Below are 21,544 nucleotides of genomic sequence, written 5' to 3'. Positions count from 1 at the left end.
ATGAGTTTAACTTCTGTCAGTGAGCATTTACTGGTTGCAAATAAATTAAGCCATCAAGATCTGTTTTCAGTACTTGGTCAACTGGCTGAACGTCGGCTGGATTATGCCGATCTCTATTTTCAGTCCAGCTATCATGAATCTTGGGTGCTGGAAGATCGGATTATTAAGGATGGTTCCTATAATATTGATCAGGGTGTTGGCGTTAGGGCCATCAGTGGTGAGAAAACGGGGTTTGCTTATGCAGACCAGATCACATTGAATGCGTTGCAACAAAGCGCACAAGCTGCCCGTAGCATCGTCCATGAAAAAGGAAGTGGCAAAGTCCATACTCTTGGAGAAGTGGCCTATTCCCAACTTTATGCGGCAATTGATCCGTTGCAAAGTTTTTCCCGTGAAGAAAAGATTGCGTTATTGCATCGTGTGGATCAGGTCGCTCGTGCTGAAGATCCAAGAGTGCAAGAAGTCAATGCCAGCCTGACAGGGGTCTACGAGCGGGTATTGGTTGCAGCAACTGATGGCACCTTGGCTGCCGATATTCGTCCGCTGGTGCGCTTATCTGTTTCTGTATTGGTGGAAGATAACGGTAAACGTGAACACGGTACTAGCGGTGGTGGTGGTCGTTACGGTTATGAATATTTTCTGGACATGATGAATGGTCAGATCCGCGCAGAACAATTTGCGCGTGAAGCGGTTCGTATGGCGCTGGTGAACCTTTCCGCTGTTGCCGCACCGGCGGGTACAATGCCAGTTGTTCTGGGAGCTGGCTGGCCGGGAGTACTACTGCATGAAGCTGTTGGTCATGGGCTGGAAGGCGATTTTAACCGCCGTGGTACCTCCGTATTCTCGGGGCAGATTGGTGAGAAAGTGGCTTCTGAACTTTGTACGGTGGTTGACGATGGCACGATAAAAGGTCGTCGTGGCTCATTGGCAATTGATGATGAAGGTGTTCCTGGGCAATACAATGTATTGATTGAGAATGGCATTCTTAAAGGTTACATGCAGGACAAAATGAATGCACGTTTGATGGGGGTTGCGCCGACGGGCAATGGCCGCCGTGAATCGTATGCCCATCTGCCTATGCCTCGTATGACTAACACCTATTTACTGGCGGGTCATTCCACACCGGAAGAGATCATCGCTAGTGTAGAAAATGGTTTATATGCGCCAAATTTTGGTGGCGGCCAAGTGGATATTACTTCCGGTAAATTCGTGTTCTCGACATCTGAAGCTTATCTGATTGAGAACGGCAAGATTACCAAGCCAGTGAAAGGTGCGACCCTTATCGGTTCCGGTATTGAGGCGATGAAGCAGATCTCTATGGTAGGAAACGATCTTGAACTGGATAAAGGTGTTGGGGTTTGTGGCAAAGAGGGCCAGAGCGTTCCTGTTGGTGTTGGTCAGCCTACTTTGAAGCTGAACAACTTGACCGTTGGAGGAACTGCCTGATTTTTGGCTGATTAATACTCTTGTTTGAAGACGCAGAAGAGTAACTGGAAGGGGAACTTGGCGTTAATATTTTCCCCTAACAGAATGAGCGTCTTGTATGTTTTAGGTAGTTAGGCTGATTCGGCCATATCTTTAAGATACTGGAAAATCTGACGATAAGATTTAGGTGGCTTATTAGCCGCCTTTTCTTTTTTAGCATTGCGGATCAGCGTACGCAATTGCTGGCGATCGGTTTGTGGGAATAATTCCACAACTTCATCAATAACATCATCATTGCCATCAATCAATTTATTACGTAATTCTTCCAACTTATGGAACAGAGCGGTTTGCTGATTGTGACGATTTTTCAGTTTATCGAGTGCAATGGTAATTGGTTCGACATCCCGGGCACGCAGCATTTTACCAATTAATTGTAATTGGCGACGGCGCCCTTCTCTTTTTATCTTCTGTGCAAGTTCAATGGCTGCCAGCAGATCTTCATCCAACGGAATGCGTTCAAGCGCATTTTTGCTGAGATCAACCAATTCTGCACCTAGCTTTTTCAATGCCTCGGCATCACGTTTAATTTCGCTTTTACTGACCCAAATTATTTCTTCTTCTTCCTCTTCAGCAGGATAATCATTGAGCCAATCTTCAGGCTGCTTTGCCATGGTGGTTTTCCTTTTAAAAAGGCCGGATCTGGCAGGTTGATTTTTGGAGCATGACCTGTAGCCCGGTGGGTGTTAACATCCTAATATTGGGTATTGTAACTGGGAAAAACACCTGATTACCACTCGGCATTGACTGTGTAGATAAAATGGTTCTGTTTTCCTGACAGATTTTCCCTTTATTCATCAAATTACGGGTAATTAATGAAAATCACTGATCAAATCGCGGAACAACGCAAACAACTGGAAAATGCAGTTTCACAGGCATTAGAACTGGCAACAGCGGGTTGTGATGCTGCGGAAGTTGCTGTTAATAAAACAACGGGTATTGGTGTCAGTACCCGCTTTGGCGAAATAGAAAATGTAGAATTTAATAGTGATGGTGCGCTAGGGATCACTGTATATCATCAGCAACGTAAAGGCAGTGCATCATCAACAGATTTAAGTTCGGATGCTATTGCCCGTACTGTTCAGGCTGCGATTGATATTGCCCGTTATACTTCTCAGGATCCCTGTGCTGGTCCGGCGGATAAAGAGTTACTGGCGTTTGATGCGCCAGATCTTGATTTGTTCCACCCAACAGAATTGGATACTGATAAAGCAATTGAACTGGCTGCCCGCGCGGAACAAACAGCATTACAGGTAGATAAACGTATTACCAATACTGAGGGCGGTAGTTTTAATAGCCATTATGGTATCCGGGTGTTTGGCAACAGTCACGGTATGTTGCAAAGCTATTGCTCTAGCCGTCATTCGATGTCGAGTTGTGTGATTGCTGAATTTAATGGCGATATGGAACGGGATTATGCGTATACCATTAGTCGTCGTATTGAAGATTTAAAATCGCCGGAGTGGGTTGGGCATGAGTGTGCTCGCCGTGTGTTATCCCGTTTATCTCCACGTAAATTACCGACTATGAGAGCACCTGTGCTGTTTGCTGCGGAAGTTGCAACGGGTCTTTTCGGTCATTTGGTTGGTGCTATTAGTGGTAGCAGTATTTACCGTAAGTCCTCTTTCCTGCTTGATCATCTGGGCAAACAAATCCTGCCATCATGGCTGACGATTGAAGAGCGTCCACATTTGTTGGCAGGGCTGGCATCCTCTCCATTTGATAGCGAAGGTGTGTGCACTAGTGACAGGGATATTATTAAAGATGGCGTATTACAGACTTGGCTTTTGACAAATTATTCTGCCCGTAAATTGGGAATGGCAAGTACAGGCCATGCTGGTGGGATCCATAACTGGTGCATTGCAGGGCAAGGTGAAGATTTTGCTGGTTTACTGCGTCAGATGGGAACGGGATTAGTGGTTACTGAACTGATGGGGCAGGGAGTCAGTGTAATAACGGGTGACTATTCCCGTGGTGCCGCCGGTTTTTGGGTAGAAAATGGTGAGATTCAGTATCCTGTCAGTGAGATTACTATTGCGGGTAATCTGAAAGATATGTGGGCCAATATGGTCACTATTGGGAATGATATTGAAACTCGCAGTAATATCCAATGTGGTTCAGTATTACTGCCGGAAATGAGTATCGCTGGTCAATAAGGGATACTCAGATTCGGTTACCGTGGCCAGCCCTGTTGAAATGGGCTGGCTGAATTAACGGTGGAGCTCACCGGCAGCTTCTGGTTGGTAAAGTAATTCTAATACTTTGACCCGGGTTTCTTCGCCGTTTGGCAATTTCCAACTGATTTCGTCGCCAATACGAAGGCCCAATAATGCTGCTCCCAGAGGCGCCATAACAGAAAGCTGGTCTGAACTGTCTTGCAGTGACGCAGGGTAAACCAGAGTGCGCACCCGCTCTTCACTGCTTGTCAGATCAAGGAAGCGAACCCGGCTATTCATAGTCACAACATCTGATGGAATTTCTGCTGGAGGTACAATCTCTGCACGATCCAGCTCCTCATTCAAAGCGTCAGCGATACTAGTATCTGCAAACGCTGGCTGTTCCAACAGGGAATCTAAACGTTCTGCGTCTAATTCGTTGATGATAATTGCTGGTTTAGTCATACCACACTCCAAATGGAATCCAACACAAAATAACACCCCGCACCGTGAGGAGGGGGGTGTTATTTAAAATGATTAACCTGATAGTAGGCTGTTCTTACTGGAAAAGAAAGAGATCATGATCACGAACTGTTTTGTGTTGCTAATGAAAGCAGTTAAGAACATGATAAGCCAGAGGGGAGGGGGAGGTTATTCTTCGTCAAATCCTGCATCAAATAGATTAATGATAGCGGCAAGAGCCTGTGCTTCATCTGGGCCACTGACTTCAACTTCAATATAGCTGCCTTTTTCCGAATCCAGCATCAGCATGGCAATCACGCTGCTGGCTTCAGCTTCAACATGGCTATCATTGCGCAAGACAACATGAGATTCAAAGAGCTGTACCAGATCATACAGCTTCATTGCTGGCCGGGCGTGCATTCCCAGCCGGTTTTTGATTTCAAGTTTCTGCTTGACAGTCATTATTTCCGCTTTTCAAGAGTACGGTGGCGTGACTGTACGTTTTTGCCACGGGAGCGGAAATAGTCAGCCAGCTGCTCTGCCACATAAACAGAACGGTGTTTACCGCCGGTGCAGCCAATAGCCACGGTCAGATAACTGCGGTTATTGGTTTCAAGCATGGGCAGCCAAAGTTCAAGATAACTGCGGGTCTGATAGATGAAGTTATGCACTTCTGTATGGCGGTCGAGAAAAGCGGCTACGGGACGATCAAGACCCGTCATTGGCCGCAGCTTTGGGTCCCAGTGTGGGTTTGGCAGGAAACGTACATCAAAAACATAGTCGGCATCAATTGGAATGCCATGCTTGAAGCCGAAAGATTCAAAGACCATTGTCAGCTCACGTTCCCGTTTGCCCAGCAGACGGGTCCTTAGCATCTCAGCCAGTTCATGGACTGACATTTCGGAAGTGTCGATAATTAGATCAGCTCTTGAACGAAGTGGCTCCAGCAGATCGCTTTCTTGATCAATCGCGCTTTCCAGAGAAAGGTTTTTGCTTGATAGTGGATGCAGACGGCGGGTATCACTATAACGGCGGATTAGTGTATTACGGTCAGCATCAAGAAACAGTAATTGCGGTGAGAAACTGGCTGGTAGTTTAGTCAGGGCTTCTTCGAAAACTTCGGGGGATTCCGGCATGTTTCTTACATCAATACTGACAGCAGCGGAAATATCTCGGTCAGCCAGCGTATTGGCTAATTCCGGCAGCAACACTACCGGCAAGTTGTCTACACAATAAAAACCCATATCTTCCAGTGCGCGTAAGGCAACGGATTTACCCGAACCGGAACGGCCACTGACTATCATCAGCACCATGAGACGACTCCCCTTAATTTCTCAGTGGTTATTATTATGAGCCACTGTTATCTGTTGCTCTCCATTCATTGCAACAGCTATTCAGTGATAATTGCATAAAGTTCTTCATCACTTTGTGCCGATCTTAAACGACGGCAGAGATTTTTGTCTGCAAGGCGTTTGGCAATTAATGACAATGTGTGTAAGTGTGTCTGGCATTGATCGTTTGGAACCAGTAAAGCAAACAGCAAATCAACTGGTTGATTATCAATGGCATCGAAAGCAATGGGTTGTTCCAGATTGAGGAAAACGCCAACAGCTTGATCTGAGCTTTCTTCATCCAGCTTACCGTGAGGGATAGCAATACCACTGCCAATTCCAGTAGTGCCTACTTTTTCTCGGGTCAATATTGCTTCGAATACGATATTCTCGGGTAATTTAAGCCGTTTAGATGCCAGCTCACTGATAATCTCTAAAGCCCGTTTTTTGCTCGAGCAATGTACATTATTGCGCGTACACTCGAGGGAAAGTACAGAGCTTAGTAGTAAATCTGCTTGGTTATTCATTCTTCTATTCGCTTAGGTGCTTAATTGATACCGGATGTCATAGGTTAGCTGTGGCATCCGGTATTTGTGCACTGTTTTACAGCAAAACTCCGCTGTTTTTACTACAGCCATTGTTAAATAACTGTTAATGTTGTCTCAGTTTATCTTTATGTTTGGTTAACTGACGAGCCAGTTTATCGACCAGTCCATCAATTGCTGCATACATATCTTCATGTTCTGAGGATGCGTGCAACTCGCCTCCGTTAATATGTACCGTGGCTTCGGCGATTTGTTGTACCTTTTCCACACGGAGGATTACCTGAGTCAGGTTGATCCTATCGAAATATTGATCCAGCTTGCTGCATTTTGCAGTGATAATGTCGCGTAATGCATCAGTAATTTCAATATTGTGGCCAGTTATTTTGAGTTGCATATTGTCTTCCTTCTCTGTTCATTTCAAACCAGACGCTTACGTTGGTTTGATGGCGGAATGGATAACGACTCTCGATATTTTGCGACAGTCCGTCGGGCAACCATAATGCCTTGATCGGCTAGCATGCTCGTCAGTTTGCTGTCACTTAATGGTTTGGCGGAGTTCTCCGCTGCTACCAGTTTTTTCACCAAAGCCCGTATTGCAGTTGAAGAGGCTTCGCCTCCACTTTCTGTATTAACATGGCTGGAGAAAAAATACTTCAATTCAAAAATGCCACGTGGGCTGTGTAGGAATTTCTGGGTAGTCACCCTGGAAATGGTAGATTCATGCATATCAACCTGGAAGGCAATGTCTGCCAAAACCATGGGCTTCATATATTCTTCACCATGTTCAAAAAATTCCTGTTGCTGTTCTACAATGCAGCGCGTCACTTTCAGCAGAGTGTCATTTCGGCTTTTCAGGCTTTTGATAAGCCACTTAGCTTCCTGTAGGTTATTGCGGATAAACTGGCTGTCACTTTCATTGTGTGTATGTTGCCCAAGTTCTGCATAATGCTGATTAATGTGTAAACGCGGAATACTATCTGTATTCAATTCTACTTGCCAGTGCTCACTCTCTTTTCGAACCAGCACATCAGGGATGACATACTCTGATTCACCTGTGTTTACCGCCAAGCCAGGTCTTGGTTCAAGTGACTGAATTAAATCAATTACCTCTTTCAGTGTATCTTCTTTTAAGCGACTTAAGCGGATTAAATTGCGGAAATCCCGATTACCCAGTAACTCCAGATGTTCGCAGACGATCAGTTTCGCCTCTTTCAGATAAGGTGTTTCCGGTGGGAACATTGATAGCTGGATCAGTAGACAATCTTTCAGATTACGGGCAGCGACACCGATAGGATCGAAATGTTGCACTCGTTTGAGCACGGTTTCCACTTCTGTCAGAGTCAGTTGATCGTCGCCAATACTGGCAAGGATATCCTCTAGTGGTACAGTAAGGTAGCCTGTATCATCTACGGCATCAATGATTGATGTGGCAATTGCCGCGTCTGTTTCTGTGAAAGGGGTCAGTCCTGCCTGCCACATCAAATAGTCTTGCAGGGTTTGGACTGTTTCACCTTGGTAAAGCGGCAGGTCGTCATCACTATAGTCATTACGTGTACCGGAAGGTGTACCCGCTGTATAAATTTCATCCCAGCTGGCATCCAGTGGCAACTCATCTGGCATATCCTTTTGTTGCAGGGCATCAAGTGTATCCATAACGTCAGTTTCGTTGTCAGGAGATTCCTGATTATTAATTTCTTGATGATCTTCATCCTGCTCAAGCAAAGGGTTCATTTCTAACGCTTGTTGTATTTCCTGTTGAAGTTCAAGCGTAGAAAGTTGCAACAAACGAATGGCTTGTTGGAGCTGTGGTGTCATAGCCAGTTGCTGACTGAGCCTGAGTTGCAAACTTTGCTTCATAGCGTTAAATCAATTCTCCTGGCTGAATTAGAGCCGGAAACCTTCGCCTAAATAAACGCGTTTAACCTGTTCATTATTAAGGATATCATTCGGTGTGCCATGAGCAATCAGCTGCCCTTGGCTGACAATATAAGCACGCTCACATACATCCAATGTTTCACGGACGTTATGATCTGTGATCAGGACGCCTAACCCATAATCTCTCAAATGTTGAATAATCTTTTTGATATCGATAACTGAGATTGGATCTACGCCGGCGAAAGGTTCATCCAGCAAAATAAATTTAGGGTTGGCTGCCAGCGCACGGGCAATCTCTACGCGGCGACGCTCACCACCGGAAAGTGATTGACCGAGATTGTCTCGCAGGTGGCTGATATGGAACTCCTCCATCAGCTCTTCGGCACGTTCCTTCCGTTGCTCCTGAGTCAGATCCTGACGGATCTCCAATACGGCCATCAGATTGTCGAAGACGCTCAGACGGCGGAAAATAGAAGCTTCCTGAGGCAAGTAGCCAATACCACGGCGCGCCCGTTCGTGAAGTGGCAGCAGACTGATATCTTCGCCATCAATGGTAATAGTCCCGGCATCCCGTGAAACAATGCCTACGACCATATAAAAAGTCGTGGTTTTCCCTGCACCGTTAGGGCCAAGCAGGCCAACAATTTCACCGGAGTTCACGTTTAAGCTGACATTTTCAACGACCTTACGGCCTTTATAAGTTTTTGCCAGATTTTCTGCGTTTAGTATTGCCATATCTCGTTATTTACTCTTGTTGTTAACCGCAGGGTCTTCTTCTTGTTGTAACTGAGAAGGTAACAGAATGGTTGTCACTCGTTTACCTTTGTCACTGAACGCTTCCATTTGCTGGGTTGGGACCAGATAGGTGATACGGTCGGCTTTTATATTGCTGTCTAACTGTTCAAGGTAAGCGTTGCCGGTCAGTGTAACCAACTCTTTATCCATTTCGTAACGCATTTTAGAACCGTGGCCTTTGATTGGTTTACCGTTATCTTGTAGCTGATAGAAAGTTACCGGATTACCAAATGCCTCAACAATCATTTTCTTCGAATCACCGTCTGGTTGGGTTACAACAACTTTGTCAGCGTGGATATCAATAGAACCCTGTTTAATGATCACATTTTCGGTAAATGTAGAAGTGTTCCTTGTTATGTCAAGAGATTGTTTAACAGAAGCAATAGAAATCGGTTTCTGTGTATCATCTTTCAGCGCCAGAGCGGGAAGGCTGGCAGTGAAAATGGCACTGGCAATAACAGCATTACGGATTTTGTTGTTCATGTTGGATCTCATAGTAGGTGTTAACCTTTTCAATCAGTTCAGCGGTTTTGTTCCGCAGATTGCCACGCATTTTCATACCGACGGACTTCAATCCTACGCCAATCAGTGTGACTTGATCGTCGGATGAAACATCCTGAGTTACCAGATTGACGATAGCATTTTCTGTGGTAATACGCTGTAATTGTGCCGTATCAGTCAGGCTGTCAACCTGCACATCTCCGTAAAGATAGAGCATTTTGTCGTTGGTCAGTTTGGCTTTGTTCGCACGAACTGTCCATGTAGCAATGGCGTTTGAGTCATATGTCGTTAATACCGGCTTGGTAAACCAGGTAAGTTTTGACTCAGCATAATTCTGGACGTCATCAGCGACCAGTTTATACGTCAGCTTACCCGTAGGATCATAAACAAAGGTTATGGTTTCCTGACTTTGGTATGTTGGCTGACTGTTATCTGTAACAGAAGATGAGTTAGTCTCGTCTGAATCAGATAAGTTCCAGCCAATTAACGCCAGGGTGATTAACGCCAGTATTATGACCAGCCAGGATTTGATTTTATCCATTCTCGTTTCGTTTCAACCTACTATATTGATAATCCTTTGGCTTCTTCCAGCTTATTCTGAGCGAAAAGCACCAAATCACAAAGCTCTCTTACCGCACCGCGACCCCCAGCAATCCGGGTGACATAATGTGCTTTTGGTAATAGCAGTGGATGCGCGTCTGCCACAGCGACAGATAAGCCCACTTGTTCCATGACTGGCCAGTCAATCAGATCATCACCGATGTAAGCAACTTGTTCTGGTGTTAGCCCCAGTTTATCTAACAGTTCTCTATACGCCAAAACCTTATCACTTTGTCCTTGGTAAAGATGTGTAATGCCCAGTGTGTTTGCTCGATCTTCCAGCAATTTTGCCTTACGGCCGGTAATAATAGCGACTTCGATTCCTGAAGTAATCAAGCAGCGAATCCCGTAACCATCACGAACGTTAAACGTTTTCAATTCTTCGCCGTTATTGCCCATATATATCAGGCCATCAGACATCACACCGTCAACGTCGCAAATCAGCAGACGGATTCTACCGGCTTTTTCAATAATGTCTTTATTAACTGGACCATAACAGGTATCCAGATAAACTAATTGGCTCATTAAGATGTTCTCTCGGGTTAAACTACGCCAGCTTGTAACAGGTCATGCATATGTAATACACCAAGTAATTTATTTTCCTCGGTAACCAGTAAGGAAGTGATATGGTGTGACTGCATTAAGTTTAATGCATCAACGGCAAGGGCATTTGGTTTGATACGGATACCGCCAGCGGTCATAACAGCTGAAATTTTGACATTGTACAAATCAATTCCCATATCAAACACTCGCCGCAAGTCACCATCGGTAAAAATACCATCAATATACATATTTTCATCGCAAACGACGGTCATACCCAGTTTTTGGCGGGTGATTTCGACCAGTGCTTCACGTAAAGAGGCATCGCGATTCACTCTTGGGATATCATCACCTGTATTCATTAAATCACTCACCAACAGCAGAAGTTTGCGTCCAAGTGTACCGCCTGGGTGTGATAGTGCGAAGTCTTCAGCAGTGAAGCCGCGAGCCTGGAGCAATGCAACCGCTAAAGCATCACCCATAACCAATGTTGCTGTTGTGCTGGTTGTTGGCGCTAAACCTAACGGACAGGCTTCCTGTGGGACTTTGATACACAGGTGGATATCCGCCGCTTTTCCCATATTGCTGTTGTAATTGTTAGTCATGCAGATAAGCGGAATTTTTTGGCGTTTCAATGCGGGGATCAATGACAGAATTTCATTGGATTCACCCGAATTTGAGATGGCCAAAACGATATCTTTAGGTGTAACCATACCGAGATCACCGTGACTGGCTTCTCCCGGATGAACGAAAAAGGAGGGTGTACCCGTACTGGCGAAAGTTGCGGCAATTTTACACCCGATGTGGCCGGATTTGCCCATCCCCATGACAATAACCTTACCTTCACAGTTGAATATCAGTTCACAGGTGCGGGCAAAATCTTCATTGATATATTGTTCAAGTTCTGCCAACCCATCACGTTCTACCTGTAAAACTTTCTTACCCGCTTGCTGAAAATCAATCTTAGGCATTTCTTTTTCCTACTAATTTGTGTTTATTCAGTACTGTAATTGCAAATAAACAGCACGATAAAATAAGCGATAAAGCAGCTTAATAACAGGACACCTTTAAATCGGTTTAACCGGTGTTTACGACCCAGACAAAATGCAGCAAATATTGTGCTGGCTACCATCATCACCCAAAAATCACGGTGGAAAGATTCAGGTGAAATGGTTGCTGGTGAGAGTAATGCGGGAAGGCCCAAAACAATTGATATATTGAATATATTCGACCCTATAATATTCCCGAATGCAATATCATCTTCCCCTTTGAACGCGGCTGCAATAGAGGTCGCTAATTCTGGCAGACTGGTGCCGACTGCAAGCACAGTAAGCCCGATAACTAATTCACTAATACCATAAATGCGGGCAATAACCGTTGCATTATCAATAACCATACGGGTTGCCATAGGTAAAATAATCAACCCTAAGAGTATCCAAAGCAGGGCAATGCGTTTATTGCCTTCCAGCGGTAATTCAGAAACCTGCTCTTGTGTGTAAATATCAGCTTCGGCACAGCGTGGCAGAGCAGCCATTTTTATCATCAGTAATATATACGCAATGCCAGAAACCAGTAATACTAACCCGTCCATCCGGCTGAGATAGTTATCACTCATCAAATAACCACAGAAAGCAGTGATCAGCAGCATTAAAGGCAGTTCTTGCCGCAGCATTTCTGATTTTACTTCCAGTGGGCGAATAAGTGCAGCAGCGCCGGTTATCAGCAGCAGATTGGTAATGTTGGAGCCAATAACATTACCGACAGCCATATCAGGTTGGCCGTCTAGCATGGCAGTAGCTGAAACCATTAATTCGGGCAGAGACGTTCCGATGCCAACAATGGTAGTGCCAATAATAAAGGGAGGCAGTCCCAGAGTACGGGCAAAAATTGCAGCACCATATACTAATCTATCGGAACCATATACCAGTAAAATCAACCCGGTAATTAAGAGTAAAAAGGTCAGAAGCATGGAGCGTCCCTTGTAAGGTATATTCCGAATTTAATATTAACGTTGGTTGATTTCTTAAACAAAAATTGTTTGTTCAGTGAGATGGGGTATATTCTGACGGCGGAGGATGGAAAAGTAAAATTTGTCACAACTTTAGTGGCGAAAATTCTCCCGCTTTTTTGTAGTATGTATGATTAATATATGAACCAAATATAAAGCCAATTTATTAACCGTTAAGGTCTATCAATAATGAGTCAACAAACAGCAAATCTCATCGAGATCCGTGGCATGTATTTTACCCGTGGTAACCGTCCGATTTTTGCTGATATTAATCTGGCGGTGCCCAAAGGAAAAGTCACTGCAATCATGGGGCCTTCTGGGATAGGGAAAACAACACTATTACGGTTGATTGGCGGGCAGTTGCGTCCTGAACAGGGAGAAATCTGGTTTGATGGTGATAATATTCCTGCTTTATCCCGTTCTCGCTTGTATGCTGCCCGTAAGAAGATGAGTATGTTGTTTCAGTCTGGGGCATTATTCACTGATCTAAATGTCTTTGAGAACATCGCTTTTCCGTTGCGTGAACATACGAATCTGCCTGAAGAAATTATACAGACGACTGTCATGATGAAATTGGAAGCTGTTGGGTTACGTGGTGCTGCGAATTTGATGCCTTCTGAACTTTCCGGTGGTATGGCAAGGCGTGCTGCTCTGGCTCGCGCCATTGCCCTTGATCCTGATCTGATTATGTTTGATGAGCCTTTTGTTGGTCAGGACCCGATTACGATGGGGGTTTTGGTGAAACTCATTGACGAACTGAATAAGGCGCTTGGTGTGACCTGTGTGGTTGTTTCCCACGATGTGCCGGAAGTTCTGAGCATTGCAGATTATGCTTATATTATGGCTGAACAACAGATTATTGCCGAGGGTACCGCTCAACAGTTGCAGTCTAATGCTGATCAGCGGGTACGGCAATTTCTTGATGGCATTGCTGACGGGCCGGTACCTTTCCGTTTCCCGGCAGGGGATTATAAAACTGAGTTATTAGGATAGTGGAATGTTGATATTAACACAGGCGCTGGTGGCGCTTGGCAGGCGAGCTATTGAGGTATTCGCCTCTTTTGGCCGTGCAGGTCTTATGCTGTTTAGCGCGATAATTGGCAAGCCAGAACCTGCCAGACAATGGCCATTACTTCGACAACAGCTTTACAGCGTAGGTGTTCGGTCATTGTTGATTATCATGGTTTCAGGGTTATTTATTGGCATGGTACTTGGCTTACAGGGGTATCTGATACTGACAACATACAGCGCAGAAGCCAGCCTTGGTATGATGGTGGCGCTGTCTCTGCTACGTGAGCTGGGGCCGGTTGTCACTGCATTGCTGTTTGCTGGCCGTGCAGGATCAGCGCTAACCGCAGAAATCGGTTTGATGAAAGCCACGGAACAAATTTCCAGTCTGGAGATGATGGCGGTAGATCCATTACGACGTGTGATAGCACCTCGTTTCTGGGCCGGGTTTATCAGTATGCCGTTATTATCCTTGATTTTTGTAGCTGTAGGCATTTGGGGTGGCGCAGTGGTTGGTGTTGATTGGAAGGGGATCGACAGCGGTTTCTTCTGGTCTGCAATGCAGTCTGCTATCGAGTGGCAGAAAGATTTACTTAATTGTTTTATTAAAAGTGTCGTTTTTGCCATTACTGTGACCTGGATTGCTTTATTTAATGGTTATGATGCGATCCCCACCTCAGAAGGGATCAGTCGAGCAACGACCAGAACGGTAGTTCATGCGTCGTTAGCCGTTTTAGGTTTGGATTTTGTGCTGACAGCACTCATGTTTGGGAATTAAGTCAATGCAAAGCAAGAAAATTGAAATTTGGGTTGGGTTTTTTGTCTTGATTGCACTGGCTGCAATCGTCTTTTTATGCCTGAAAGTGGCAGATATTAAATCGGTTGGTAACCAACCGACTTACCGTTTATACGCAACTTTTGACAATATCGGCGGTCTTAAAGTGCGCTCACCGGTAAAAATTGGGGGTGTGGTGATTGGTCGTGTTGCAACTATCTCTCTTGATGAAAAAACTTATACACCCCAGGTGGCACTGGATATCATGGAGCAATATGACCGCATTCCTGATACCAGTTCTCTTTCCATCCGCACTTCTGGTCTATTGGGTGAACAATATATTGCTCTGAATATGGGGTTTGAAGATCCCGATATGGGAACCCGTATCTTGAAAGAGGGAGACCGTGTGCAGGATACCAAATCAGCGATGGTACTTGAGGATCTGATTGGTCAATTCTTGTATAAGGGGGGCGATAACGCCCAGAGTGGGGCAGAACAGACTCCAGCACCAACCCACAATTGAATATCATTAAGAGGAACCAATTATGTTGAAGAGATTATTAATGGTGGCGCTGTTGGTGGTTGCGCCATTTGCTAGCGCAGTTGATCAGACGAACCCTTACAAATTGATGCAGGATGCGGCAGAAAAGACGTTTACCCGCTTGAAGAATAGTCAGGCACAGATTAGTCAAAATCCAGATTATTTGCGCCAGGTGGTGAAAGAAGAATTACTGCCCTATGTACATATCAAATATGCTGGGGCATTAGTTCTGGGGAGCTATTATAAAGATTCGACGCCAGCACAACGCGAGGCTTATTTTACTGCATTTGAATCTTACCTTGAGCAGGTTTATGGGCAGGCTCTGGCAATGTATCACGATCAAACTTATCAAATTGATCCTGAAAAACCATTGGGAGACAACGATATTGTTGCGATTCGTGTCACTATCATTGATTCGAATGGTCGCCCGCCAGTTCGCCTTGATTTTCAGTGGCGTAAAAACAGCAAAACGGGTCATTGGCAGGCATACGATATGATTGCTGAAGGCGTCAGTATGATTACAACTAAGCAGAGTGAATGGGCTTCTATCTTACGTCGGCAAGGTATTGATGGTTTGACTAAACAACTTGAAATCAGTGCCCGGCAGCCCATTACTCTGGAAGAGAAAAAGTAACATGAATGAGAGACTGAGCTGGGAAAAAACAGGGCAAATATTGATCCTCAAAGGTATTTTGGATCGTGACACTTTGCGGCCTCTCTGGCAGCAAAAAGAAAAATTACTGGCCGGTATCAACGGCGTCAATGTGTCACAGCTTGAGCATGTGGATTCTACTGGGTTGGCTCTTTTAATCCGTTTTAAACATCATATGCGAAAAGAAGGGGTTAAACTGCTCTTTTCCGGCGTCAGTGAACGGCTTGGCACCTTGATTACGCTTTACGATCTGCAAGAAATTATCATTGATAGCTAGCCGATAATCTCAGTAATTATCTGTATAATCAGCGCCCTTGTAAGCAGAAATGTGACAAGGGCGTTTTCATCGTTTAAGAGTCAGTCGGATTCTATTAGGATAGACGATGGTCTATTATTTCTAACTACAGAATTGAGCAATTATGGATACCAATGAGATTAAACAAGTGCTGATGGATAAATTAGCACTGGATGAAGTCATCGTTAACGGAGATGGCAGCCATTTCCAGGTTATTGTGGTTGGTGAAGTGTTTGCTGGCATGAGCCGGGTAAAACAGCAGCAAGCCGTTTATGCGCCTTTGATGGAATACATTGCTGACAATCGTATTCATGCCTTATCAATCAAAGCCTATACACCGGATGATTGGAAACGGGATCGTAAACTCAACGGTTTTTAATGCTGTTTGCCTCGCCGCGAACAGCAAATTATATAAAGAGAGTCATCACAGATGGATAAATTTCGTGTGAAGGGGCCAACTCGTCTGTCGGGTGAGGTTTCTATTTCCGGGGCAAAAAATGCTGCACTGCCAATCCTGTTCGCCGCGTTGTTGGCTGAAGAGCCTGTTGAGTTGCAAAATGTTCCAGAACTGAAAGACATTGATACCACTATCAAATTATTGAATCGCCTTGGCACCAAAATTGAGCGTAATGGTTCTGTCTTTGTAGATGCCCGCGGTGTAAATCAATATTGTGCGCCTTACGATCTGGTAAAAACGATGCGTGCCTCTATTTGGGCGTTAGGTCCGCTGGTCGCGCGTTTTGGTCAGGGGCAAGTTTCTTTACCGGGTGGTTGTGCGATTGGCGCACGTCCGGTTGATCTGCATATCAGTGGCCTGGAACAGTTAGGGGCTGAAATTGTGCTGGAAGAGGGCTACGTTAAAGCTTCCGTTAATGGGCGTCTGAAAGGGGCTTGCATTGTGATGGATAAAGTCAGCGTTGGGGCGACAGTCACGATTATGACTGCGGCAACACTGGCTGAAGGGACAACGGTTATTGAGAATGCGGCACGCGAACCTGAAATTGAAGATACCGCCAATTTTCTCAATACTCTGGGCGCAAAAATTACAGGTGCAGGTACTGACCATATCATCATTGAAGGCGTAGAACGCCTTGGTGGTGGTGTATACCGGGTATTACCCGATCGGATTGAGACAGGTACCTTTCTTGTTGCGGCTGCGATATCCGGTGGTAAGGTTGTTTGCCGTCATGCTCAACCGGATACACTGGATGCCGTATTGGCTAAATTGCGTGAGGCGGGGGCTGATATTGAAATTGGTAAAGACTGGATAAGCCTTGATATGCACGGTAAACGACCCAAGGCTGTGACATTGCGTACTGCGCCACATCCCGGTTTCCCGACAGATATGCAAGCACAGTTCAGTTTACTGAATTTGGTTGCAGAAGGGGTTGGGATGATCACCGAAACTATTTTCGAAAACCGTTTCATGCATATCCCTGAATTAATTCGTATGGGTGCTCATGCTGAAATTGAAAGCAATACGGTGCTTTGTCACGGTGTTAAAAAGCTTTCTGGTGCTCAGGTCATGGCGACTGATTTACGCGCATCAGCAAGCTTGGTTCTGGCGGGTTGTATTGCGGAAGGTGTGACTGTTGTTGACCGCATCTATCATATTGACCGTGGTTATGAGCATATTGAAGATAAACTGCGTGGGCTTGGTGCGGATATTGAACGCGTGAAATAAGCGGAAAAGTGATTTTGCTTTCTTAATTTGGAAATAAGAAATAGAGGTTGTGATCGAGTAGCTGCGGTAATCGCCAATTTTCTTATTTCCTTTAATGCTAAAGACGTTCCTATATACAGTGTCAAATGCGGATGTTTTTGACACATATTTGCCCGCGCGCTAAAAATAATTCTCATGTGACTTGCTCCCACCACTCACAATTTTATCCAGCAAGATAAACTGGTTGAAAGCTTTCCATCTATAACTTCACCTGGATATGGTCCACAAACATTTTCTTTAATTGAATGGTAATTCACTGAAGCATTATAGATTACTGTTAACTTTCAAACTCTTCAACGGTCACTTGCAGTGATAATATTTTCCCATTGCGCAATAAAGTGATAGGAACAACGCTGCCGGGGCGTATTTCAGCCACTTGATCCATTGTTTCAGCCGCAGAAATAGCCGGCTTATTATTTACACTGATAATGATATCATCGATCTTAATACCGGCTTTTTGAGCGGGCCCATTTGGAGTAACTTGGAATATCCGTAACCCCTGAATTTGATTAATATTGCCGTTATAAGAGCGAATATGTGGAAGTTCCTGTGATGTTATGCCGATAAAGCCCCGGATAACCCGTCCGTCACGAATAAGTTTCTGCATAATCTTTGTGGCGAGTTCGGTAGGAATAGCAAAACCCAGCCCTTCTGGTGTTTCACCGTTTTCACTTTTATCAAATGATAATGTGTTGATACCTATCAGTTCACCAAGGGTATTAATCAACGCCCCGCCAGAATTACCTTGATTAATCGAAGCATCGGTCTGGAGAAAGTTTTGGCGTCGGGTGGGGCTTAATCCAACGCGACCAGTAGCGCTAATAATCCCTTGGGTAATGGTTTGCCCTAAATTGTAAGGGTTACCAATGGCGAGAACGACATCTCCCACATGAGCAACTCTATTTGGGTTAATAGTAATGACAGGCAGGTTCTCGGCATCAATTTTCAGGACAGCAAGATCCGTTAAGCTATCAGAGCCGATAACCAGGGCTTCATAAAAATGACCATTTTGCAGTGCAACAATAATTTGTCCTGCATTGTTGATGACATGTTTATTGGTGAGAATATAACCCTTATCACTCATGATGACACCGGAACCGAGGGTATGATTTTCTCTGCCTTCATGAGAAAAACTACCCATGTTACTGCTATAGACGTTAACCACTGCGGGTGCTGCTTTGCGGACACCTTGATTAAAGCTGAATGGAATTTCATCATTATTGTTGCTGATTATTGCAGATACCAGCCCGTTAGGGCGCAGCGATGGAACGGTAATCAGCAAAATTACAGCTACAAGTAATCCCAAAAAAGCAGAACGCAGTAACTTGGCAAACATGGGTATTATTCAGTGTGAGTTAGTGAATAACTGTAGGATAACATATGAAATTAGCAAACACAGCATTGCTCTGTATCTCAGATTGCTGACCTTTTAGCACCTCGACTATCACTGCTGAGTATTTAGTAAGGTAAGATTAAATACGCTTTATCTGAAAGTGATAAAATAGCCGTTAAGAAAAGCTATTGTTTTGTCTGTCAGCGTGGTTTTAAAATCTGAAAAAAATGGCAAGCGCATCATGAAAAAAACAGGTGAAAACTTTAATCATTAAAGGTAAAAATAATTTATTAAGGATTTTTAAAGTGGACGGATTCACACAATAAATGCAAGGCGGATTCGATTAAATCATTTATTTTAGGATTTTGTTATTCTTATTTTTTACGAATAATTATATAACTTTTTGATAAATAATCAATTTTAAGATTGAAAGCGTGATTAAATCCGGTTCTTTTTTAAATATATTGTCTGAATAACCCATTATATATTCTTATGTGTCTTTTTGCAGGGTATATAAGCATTAATAAATATAATGATTTTCCTCGTTTTCACTGATAGATTTATGATGAGTAGGTTTTTAACCTCTGGTTTTAATTGGTGTAATAAGGTTTTAACCGTTGTTTTTACTGTTTTTAACACTTGTTTTTTATTAAGTTTAATCATTATGGTATATTGTTTTTTACGTTTAATCAATGTTAACCATATTCGCTTTATCTTTATTGAAGCTGTTTTACTGGCAATTCTGATCAGCTTTTATAAGTTACCATCCTCTGTTTTATCTTCATAAATAAACTCGTAAATAGCTTGGTAGTATAAAGATACCCCATTATGTTTTTTCAGATAATATTCTTTTTCTCGCTGATTTATTTTAAGTTTTCTGTTAATGGCTAATGTCATCTAGAAAACTGTACTTATAGTTAAATCCGTCTTTTATATAAAATCTTTAATACATCTGTTTTTGTGCTTTTAAATGGTTATGGCAGGACAGGTAAATGTAAAATAAGCGAAGGATAACGTCGTCGATGAATACTTCCCAACAATCGAAGCAACCGAAACTTTACCACCAATACCGGCAGATTCTACCTCTTCTTTGGCTATCAGTGCACCTTTTTCCAAGGCGGTCAGGGCGTTATATAACAGTCCTAAATCGTTCTGGTTTTCTGTCGTCACAAACTGGCTGAGATGAACTGACAGCCAAAGGGGGAAATCCCGACTTTCTGGTCGGGATCTAATCTATTATAAAGTCCGTTTGACAGCGATCAGCCAATCTTCCCACATAGCTGGATCTGCTGGGCCGGATAAATCATCCCAGATCGTCCAATCCATTGATCCCAATAAGCAACCTATATCATCCGACTTTGTCAGTTCGTATTCATGCTCCAAAAAATAAAACATAGCTTTGTAAGCTTGTTCTATTGTAATCATCTTATTTTCCATTTTTATCACCTCTTGGCTTCAGTGAAGATAATCCCGTCTGAGGATCATATGATTTAGGTGGGTTATTTATCCCAGCATTTATCACTGTATCCCCACGAGTTTGAACCCAAGCTTGAGTTCCATCCGGTAACATACGTGCAGACCAGCTGTTACCATAACGATCACCACCTAAAATAGCCGCTTTATCATTTGCAACATCCAATATTAATTTTCTATTTTCAGAAGTATCAGCAATATGCCCTTCCGCTTTGCGGAAAATATGTCCAACTCGAGACTCAGAAATAGTGACTTGATTATTTGATCTTACAGATGATTCATTATTAATGCGTACATTATTTCCTTTCCCTATGTTAGTAGTTGACTTATTCCTTTCAACAATCGAAGCAACTGAAACCTTACTACCAACTGCACCAACAATACCGGCAGATTCTACCGCTTCTTTGGCTATCAGGGCACCTTTTTCCCAGGCGGGCAATGAATTATATAACAGCCCTAAATCGTTCTGGTTTTCTGTCGTCACAAACTGGCTAAGACGATGAGCATCTTCTTCCGACAAGCTAAACATCCATCTCAGGCCACTAACGGCATCGGCTGTTTTTATCCCCCCTTCCATTTCAGCTTGGTAGGTTAGCGTACATAACCCACCACTCCCGGCACAGTCAGACAACATTTCTGCCCGTTGTACAGCGCTCAGTGCCCCGTATTTGTTCCAGATGGCTTCGGTAGAGGTGCCCGGCTTATTGGCTTCTTGAAGCCCTCTGGTCAGATTGCAAACACTCATGGAATGCAGGTAATTGAAGAGGATCACGATTTCCCAGACATTAGCTCCACTGTTAGCGCCGCCAGTTCTGCGGCTAATGCGTCCAAGGTTAAATGGCTTGAATCCGGTAGTTCTGGACTCAGGTATGATTAGTCGCTAAATGTAACCTATCCAACTTTATGAGGTCAGTTCACACTGGCCGGGATCTTTTTTAACGTAACCAGAATGGCGGATCATCTGGGCTTAAAGCATCGTATTGCTCAAGAGGGCGATTTTTATCATCGATAAACCACGGTAAATCGGAGATTACTATTTTTACTGGCTGATAAATAACTTTTCAAAATAGTGATACACCTTGCCAACACCTTACACAGTAAGGGTTGCGGTATGCATAGCACAAAGCGGTTCATCAGACGTCAGAGTGGCCCTTTTGAGATAATCAATCGAATAGACCTACTGTATCGGTATTATGAAATCTTATTTATATTTTAAATGTGTTCAAAAATGATTCCGCAGACTCTTTGGCATCAAGAAAACGATGAAAGTAATCTATAAATACAAGATGGTCGCCCTCACCCTGTTTGCGATATATTGACAGCGTGTGATTTATTTTTTTAAGCGGTTATCATCATGAACACTATCGCACTGATTGGTATCGATCTCGGCAAGCATTCCTTTCATGTCCATTGTCAGGATCATTCGGGGAAAGCCCTGCTACGTAAAAA

At 43.9% G+C, this 21,544-nt stretch carries 27 protein-coding genes; 10 read left to right on the top strand and 17 right to left on the bottom strand.

Annotated features, from left to right (window positions below; all coding sequences use genetic code 11):
- Entirely contained in the window at nucleotides 1–1,446 is a 1,446-nt protein-coding gene (gene tldD / locus C5471_RS17175; RefSeq protein WP_133815585.1) for a metalloprotease TldD, read from the top strand.
- 110 nt (nucleotides 1,447–1,556) lie between these two features.
- Here tldD and yjgA read toward each other — a convergent pair whose 3' ends face one another.
- Complete coding sequence (gene yjgA / locus C5471_RS17170; RefSeq protein WP_133815584.1) at nucleotides 1,557–2,096, bottom strand: ribosome biogenesis factor YjgA; 540 nt, start codon at nucleotides 2,094–2,096, stop codon at nucleotides 1,557–1,559.
- 201 nt (nucleotides 2,097–2,297) lie between these two features.
- On the opposite strand from yjgA, the gene pmbA reads away from it, so the two are divergent.
- Nucleotides 2,298–3,638 carry a metalloprotease PmbA gene (gene pmbA, locus C5471_RS17165; RefSeq protein WP_133815583.1) on the top strand — a complete coding sequence of 447 codons (1,341 nt, stop codon included), beginning with the start codon at nucleotides 2,298–2,300 and terminating at the stop codon, nucleotides 3,636–3,638.
- 54 nt (nucleotides 3,639–3,692) lie between these two features.
- On the opposite strand, the gene rnk is transcribed toward pmbA, so the two are convergent.
- The 12 genes from rnk to C5471_RS17105 form a co-directional block, all read right to left on the bottom strand.
- On the bottom strand, nucleotides 3,693–4,103 hold the full coding sequence (gene rnk, locus C5471_RS17160) for a nucleoside diphosphate kinase regulator (protein WP_021323558.1): 411 nt from the start codon (nucleotides 4,101–4,103) through the stop codon (nucleotides 3,693–3,695).
- 186 nt (nucleotides 4,104–4,289) lie between these two features.
- Nucleotides 4,290–4,562, bottom strand: a complete 273-nt coding sequence (gene npr / locus C5471_RS17155) for a PTS phosphocarrier protein NPr (RefSeq protein ID WP_133815582.1) — start codon at nucleotides 4,560–4,562, stop codon at nucleotides 4,290–4,292.
- Complete coding sequence (gene rapZ, locus C5471_RS17150; protein ID WP_021323560.1) at nucleotides 4,562–5,413, bottom strand: RNase adapter RapZ; 852 nt, start codon at nucleotides 5,411–5,413, stop codon at nucleotides 4,562–4,564. Before rapZ ends, npr begins: the two co-directional genes overlap by 1 nt.
- A gap of 77 nt (nucleotides 5,414–5,490) precedes the next feature.
- Nucleotides 5,491–5,958, bottom strand: coding sequence for a PTS IIA-like nitrogen regulatory protein PtsN (ptsN, locus tag C5471_RS17145; RefSeq protein WP_036837490.1), 468 nt, complete (start codon nucleotides 5,956–5,958; stop codon nucleotides 5,491–5,493).
- Between the two features lie 124 nt (nucleotides 5,959–6,082).
- Entirely contained in the window at nucleotides 6,083–6,370 is a 288-nt protein-coding gene (hpf, locus tag C5471_RS17140; protein WP_015835763.1) for a ribosome hibernation promoting factor, read from the bottom strand.
- A 23-nt stretch (nucleotides 6,371–6,393) separates the two neighbouring features.
- Entirely contained in the window at nucleotides 6,394–7,833 is a 1,440-nt protein-coding gene (gene rpoN / locus C5471_RS17135) for an RNA polymerase factor sigma-54 (protein ID WP_133815581.1), read from the bottom strand.
- A gap of 27 nt (nucleotides 7,834–7,860) precedes the next feature.
- A complete protein-coding gene (lptB, locus tag C5471_RS17130) occupies nucleotides 7,861–8,586 on the bottom strand; it encodes an LPS export ABC transporter ATP-binding protein (RefSeq protein ID WP_133815580.1) in 726 nt (241 codons plus the stop codon).
- A 6-nt stretch (nucleotides 8,587–8,592) separates the two neighbouring features.
- Entirely contained in the window at nucleotides 8,593–9,129 is a 537-nt protein-coding gene (gene lptA, locus C5471_RS17125; RefSeq protein WP_133815579.1) for a lipopolysaccharide ABC transporter substrate-binding protein LptA, read from the bottom strand.
- The gene (gene lptC, locus C5471_RS17120) at nucleotides 9,110–9,688 is read right to left on the bottom strand and encodes an LPS export ABC transporter periplasmic protein LptC (protein ID WP_133815578.1); all 579 of its coding nucleotides are present in this window, start codon (nucleotides 9,686–9,688) and stop codon (nucleotides 9,110–9,112) included. The genes lptA and lptC overlap by 20 nt, the downstream gene beginning before the upstream one ends.
- 20 nt (nucleotides 9,689–9,708) lie before the next feature.
- Nucleotides 9,709–10,272, bottom strand: a complete 564-nt coding sequence (gene kdsC, locus C5471_RS17115; protein WP_133815577.1) for a 3-deoxy-manno-octulosonate-8-phosphatase KdsC — start codon at nucleotides 10,270–10,272, stop codon at nucleotides 9,709–9,711.
- Nucleotides 10,273–10,289: 17 nt separating this feature from the next.
- A complete protein-coding gene (gene kdsD, locus C5471_RS17110; RefSeq protein WP_133815576.1) occupies nucleotides 10,290–11,258 on the bottom strand; it encodes an arabinose-5-phosphate isomerase KdsD in 969 nt (322 codons plus the stop codon).
- A gap of 23 nt (nucleotides 11,259–11,281) precedes the next feature.
- The gene (locus C5471_RS17105) at nucleotides 11,282–12,256 is read right to left on the bottom strand and encodes a calcium/sodium antiporter (protein ID WP_133815575.1); all 975 of its coding nucleotides are present in this window, start codon (nucleotides 12,254–12,256) and stop codon (nucleotides 11,282–11,284) included.
- Nucleotides 12,257–12,484: 228 nt separating this feature from the next.
- Here C5471_RS17105 and mlaF point away from each other — a divergent pair, with 228 nt between their 5' ends.
- The 7 genes from mlaF (at nucleotide 12,485) to murA (ending at nucleotide 17,250) form a co-directional block, all read left to right on the top strand.
- Entirely contained in the window at nucleotides 12,485–13,288 is an 804-nt protein-coding gene (gene mlaF, locus C5471_RS17100) for a phospholipid ABC transporter ATP-binding protein MlaF (RefSeq protein ID WP_133815574.1), read from the top strand.
- A gap of 10 nt (nucleotides 13,289–13,298) precedes the next feature.
- Nucleotides 13,299–14,081 (top strand): lipid asymmetry maintenance ABC transporter permease subunit MlaE, encoded by a 783-nt coding sequence (gene mlaE / locus C5471_RS17095; protein ID WP_133815698.1) that lies wholly within the window; start codon nucleotides 13,299–13,301, stop codon nucleotides 14,079–14,081.
- A 4-nt stretch (nucleotides 14,082–14,085) separates the two neighbouring features.
- Nucleotides 14,086–14,601 carry an outer membrane lipid asymmetry maintenance protein MlaD gene (mlaD, locus tag C5471_RS17090; RefSeq protein ID WP_133815573.1) on the top strand — a complete coding sequence of 172 codons (516 nt, stop codon included), beginning with the start codon at nucleotides 14,086–14,088 and terminating at the stop codon, nucleotides 14,599–14,601.
- 22 nt (nucleotides 14,602–14,623) lie between these two features.
- Nucleotides 14,624–15,253, top strand: coding sequence for a phospholipid-binding protein MlaC (gene mlaC, locus C5471_RS17085; RefSeq protein WP_133815572.1), 630 nt, complete (start codon nucleotides 14,624–14,626; stop codon nucleotides 15,251–15,253).
- A gap of 1 nt (nucleotide 15,254) precedes the next feature.
- Nucleotides 15,255–15,548 (top strand): lipid asymmetry maintenance protein MlaB, encoded by a 294-nt coding sequence (mlaB, locus tag C5471_RS17080; RefSeq protein ID WP_133815571.1) that lies wholly within the window; start codon nucleotides 15,255–15,257, stop codon nucleotides 15,546–15,548.
- A gap of 142 nt (nucleotides 15,549–15,690) precedes the next feature.
- Nucleotides 15,691–15,945, top strand: a complete 255-nt coding sequence (ibaG, locus tag C5471_RS17075) for a BolA family iron metabolism protein IbaG (protein WP_133815570.1) — start codon at nucleotides 15,691–15,693, stop codon at nucleotides 15,943–15,945.
- A gap of 51 nt (nucleotides 15,946–15,996) precedes the next feature.
- Nucleotides 15,997–17,250, top strand: a complete 1,254-nt coding sequence (gene murA / locus C5471_RS17070; RefSeq protein ID WP_133815569.1) for a UDP-N-acetylglucosamine 1-carboxyvinyltransferase — start codon at nucleotides 15,997–15,999, stop codon at nucleotides 17,248–17,250.
- 316 nt (nucleotides 17,251–17,566) lie between these two features.
- On the opposite strand, the gene degS is transcribed toward murA, so the two are convergent.
- The 4 genes from degS to C5471_RS24480 form a co-directional block, all read right to left on the bottom strand.
- Nucleotides 17,567–18,625, bottom strand: coding sequence for an outer membrane-stress sensor serine endopeptidase DegS (gene degS, locus C5471_RS17065; protein ID WP_133815568.1), 1,059 nt, complete (start codon nucleotides 18,623–18,625; stop codon nucleotides 17,567–17,569).
- A gap of 963 nt (nucleotides 18,626–19,588) precedes the next feature.
- Complete coding sequence (locus C5471_RS17060; RefSeq protein ID WP_133815567.1) at nucleotides 19,589–19,792, bottom strand: hypothetical protein; 204 nt, start codon at nucleotides 19,790–19,792, stop codon at nucleotides 19,589–19,591.
- Between the two features lie 66 nt (nucleotides 19,793–19,858).
- The gene (locus C5471_RS17055) at nucleotides 19,859–20,059 is read right to left on the bottom strand and encodes a hypothetical protein (protein WP_133815566.1); all 201 of its coding nucleotides are present in this window, start codon (nucleotides 20,057–20,059) and stop codon (nucleotides 19,859–19,861) included.
- Nucleotides 20,049–20,867 (bottom strand): hypothetical protein, encoded by an 819-nt coding sequence (locus C5471_RS24480; RefSeq protein ID WP_242688757.1) that lies wholly within the window; start codon nucleotides 20,865–20,867, stop codon nucleotides 20,049–20,051. Before C5471_RS24480 ends, C5471_RS17055 begins: the two co-directional genes overlap by 11 nt.
- A 582-nt stretch (nucleotides 20,868–21,449) precedes the next feature.
- Here C5471_RS24480 and C5471_RS24475 point away from each other — a divergent pair.
- A partial coding sequence (locus C5471_RS24475; protein WP_166295733.1) for an IS110 family transposase occupies nucleotides 21,450–21,544 on the top strand: 95 nt, incomplete at its 3' end.

The sequence above is a fragment of the Photorhabdus tasmaniensis genome (genome assembly GCF_011189505.1).
In the GTDB taxonomy this organism is placed as follows: domain Bacteria; phylum Pseudomonadota; class Gammaproteobacteria; order Enterobacterales; family Enterobacteriaceae; genus Photorhabdus; species Photorhabdus tasmaniensis.
The sequence above is the reverse complement of the archived record's forward strand: the minus strand, read 5'-3'. Positions and strand labels throughout refer to the sequence as shown.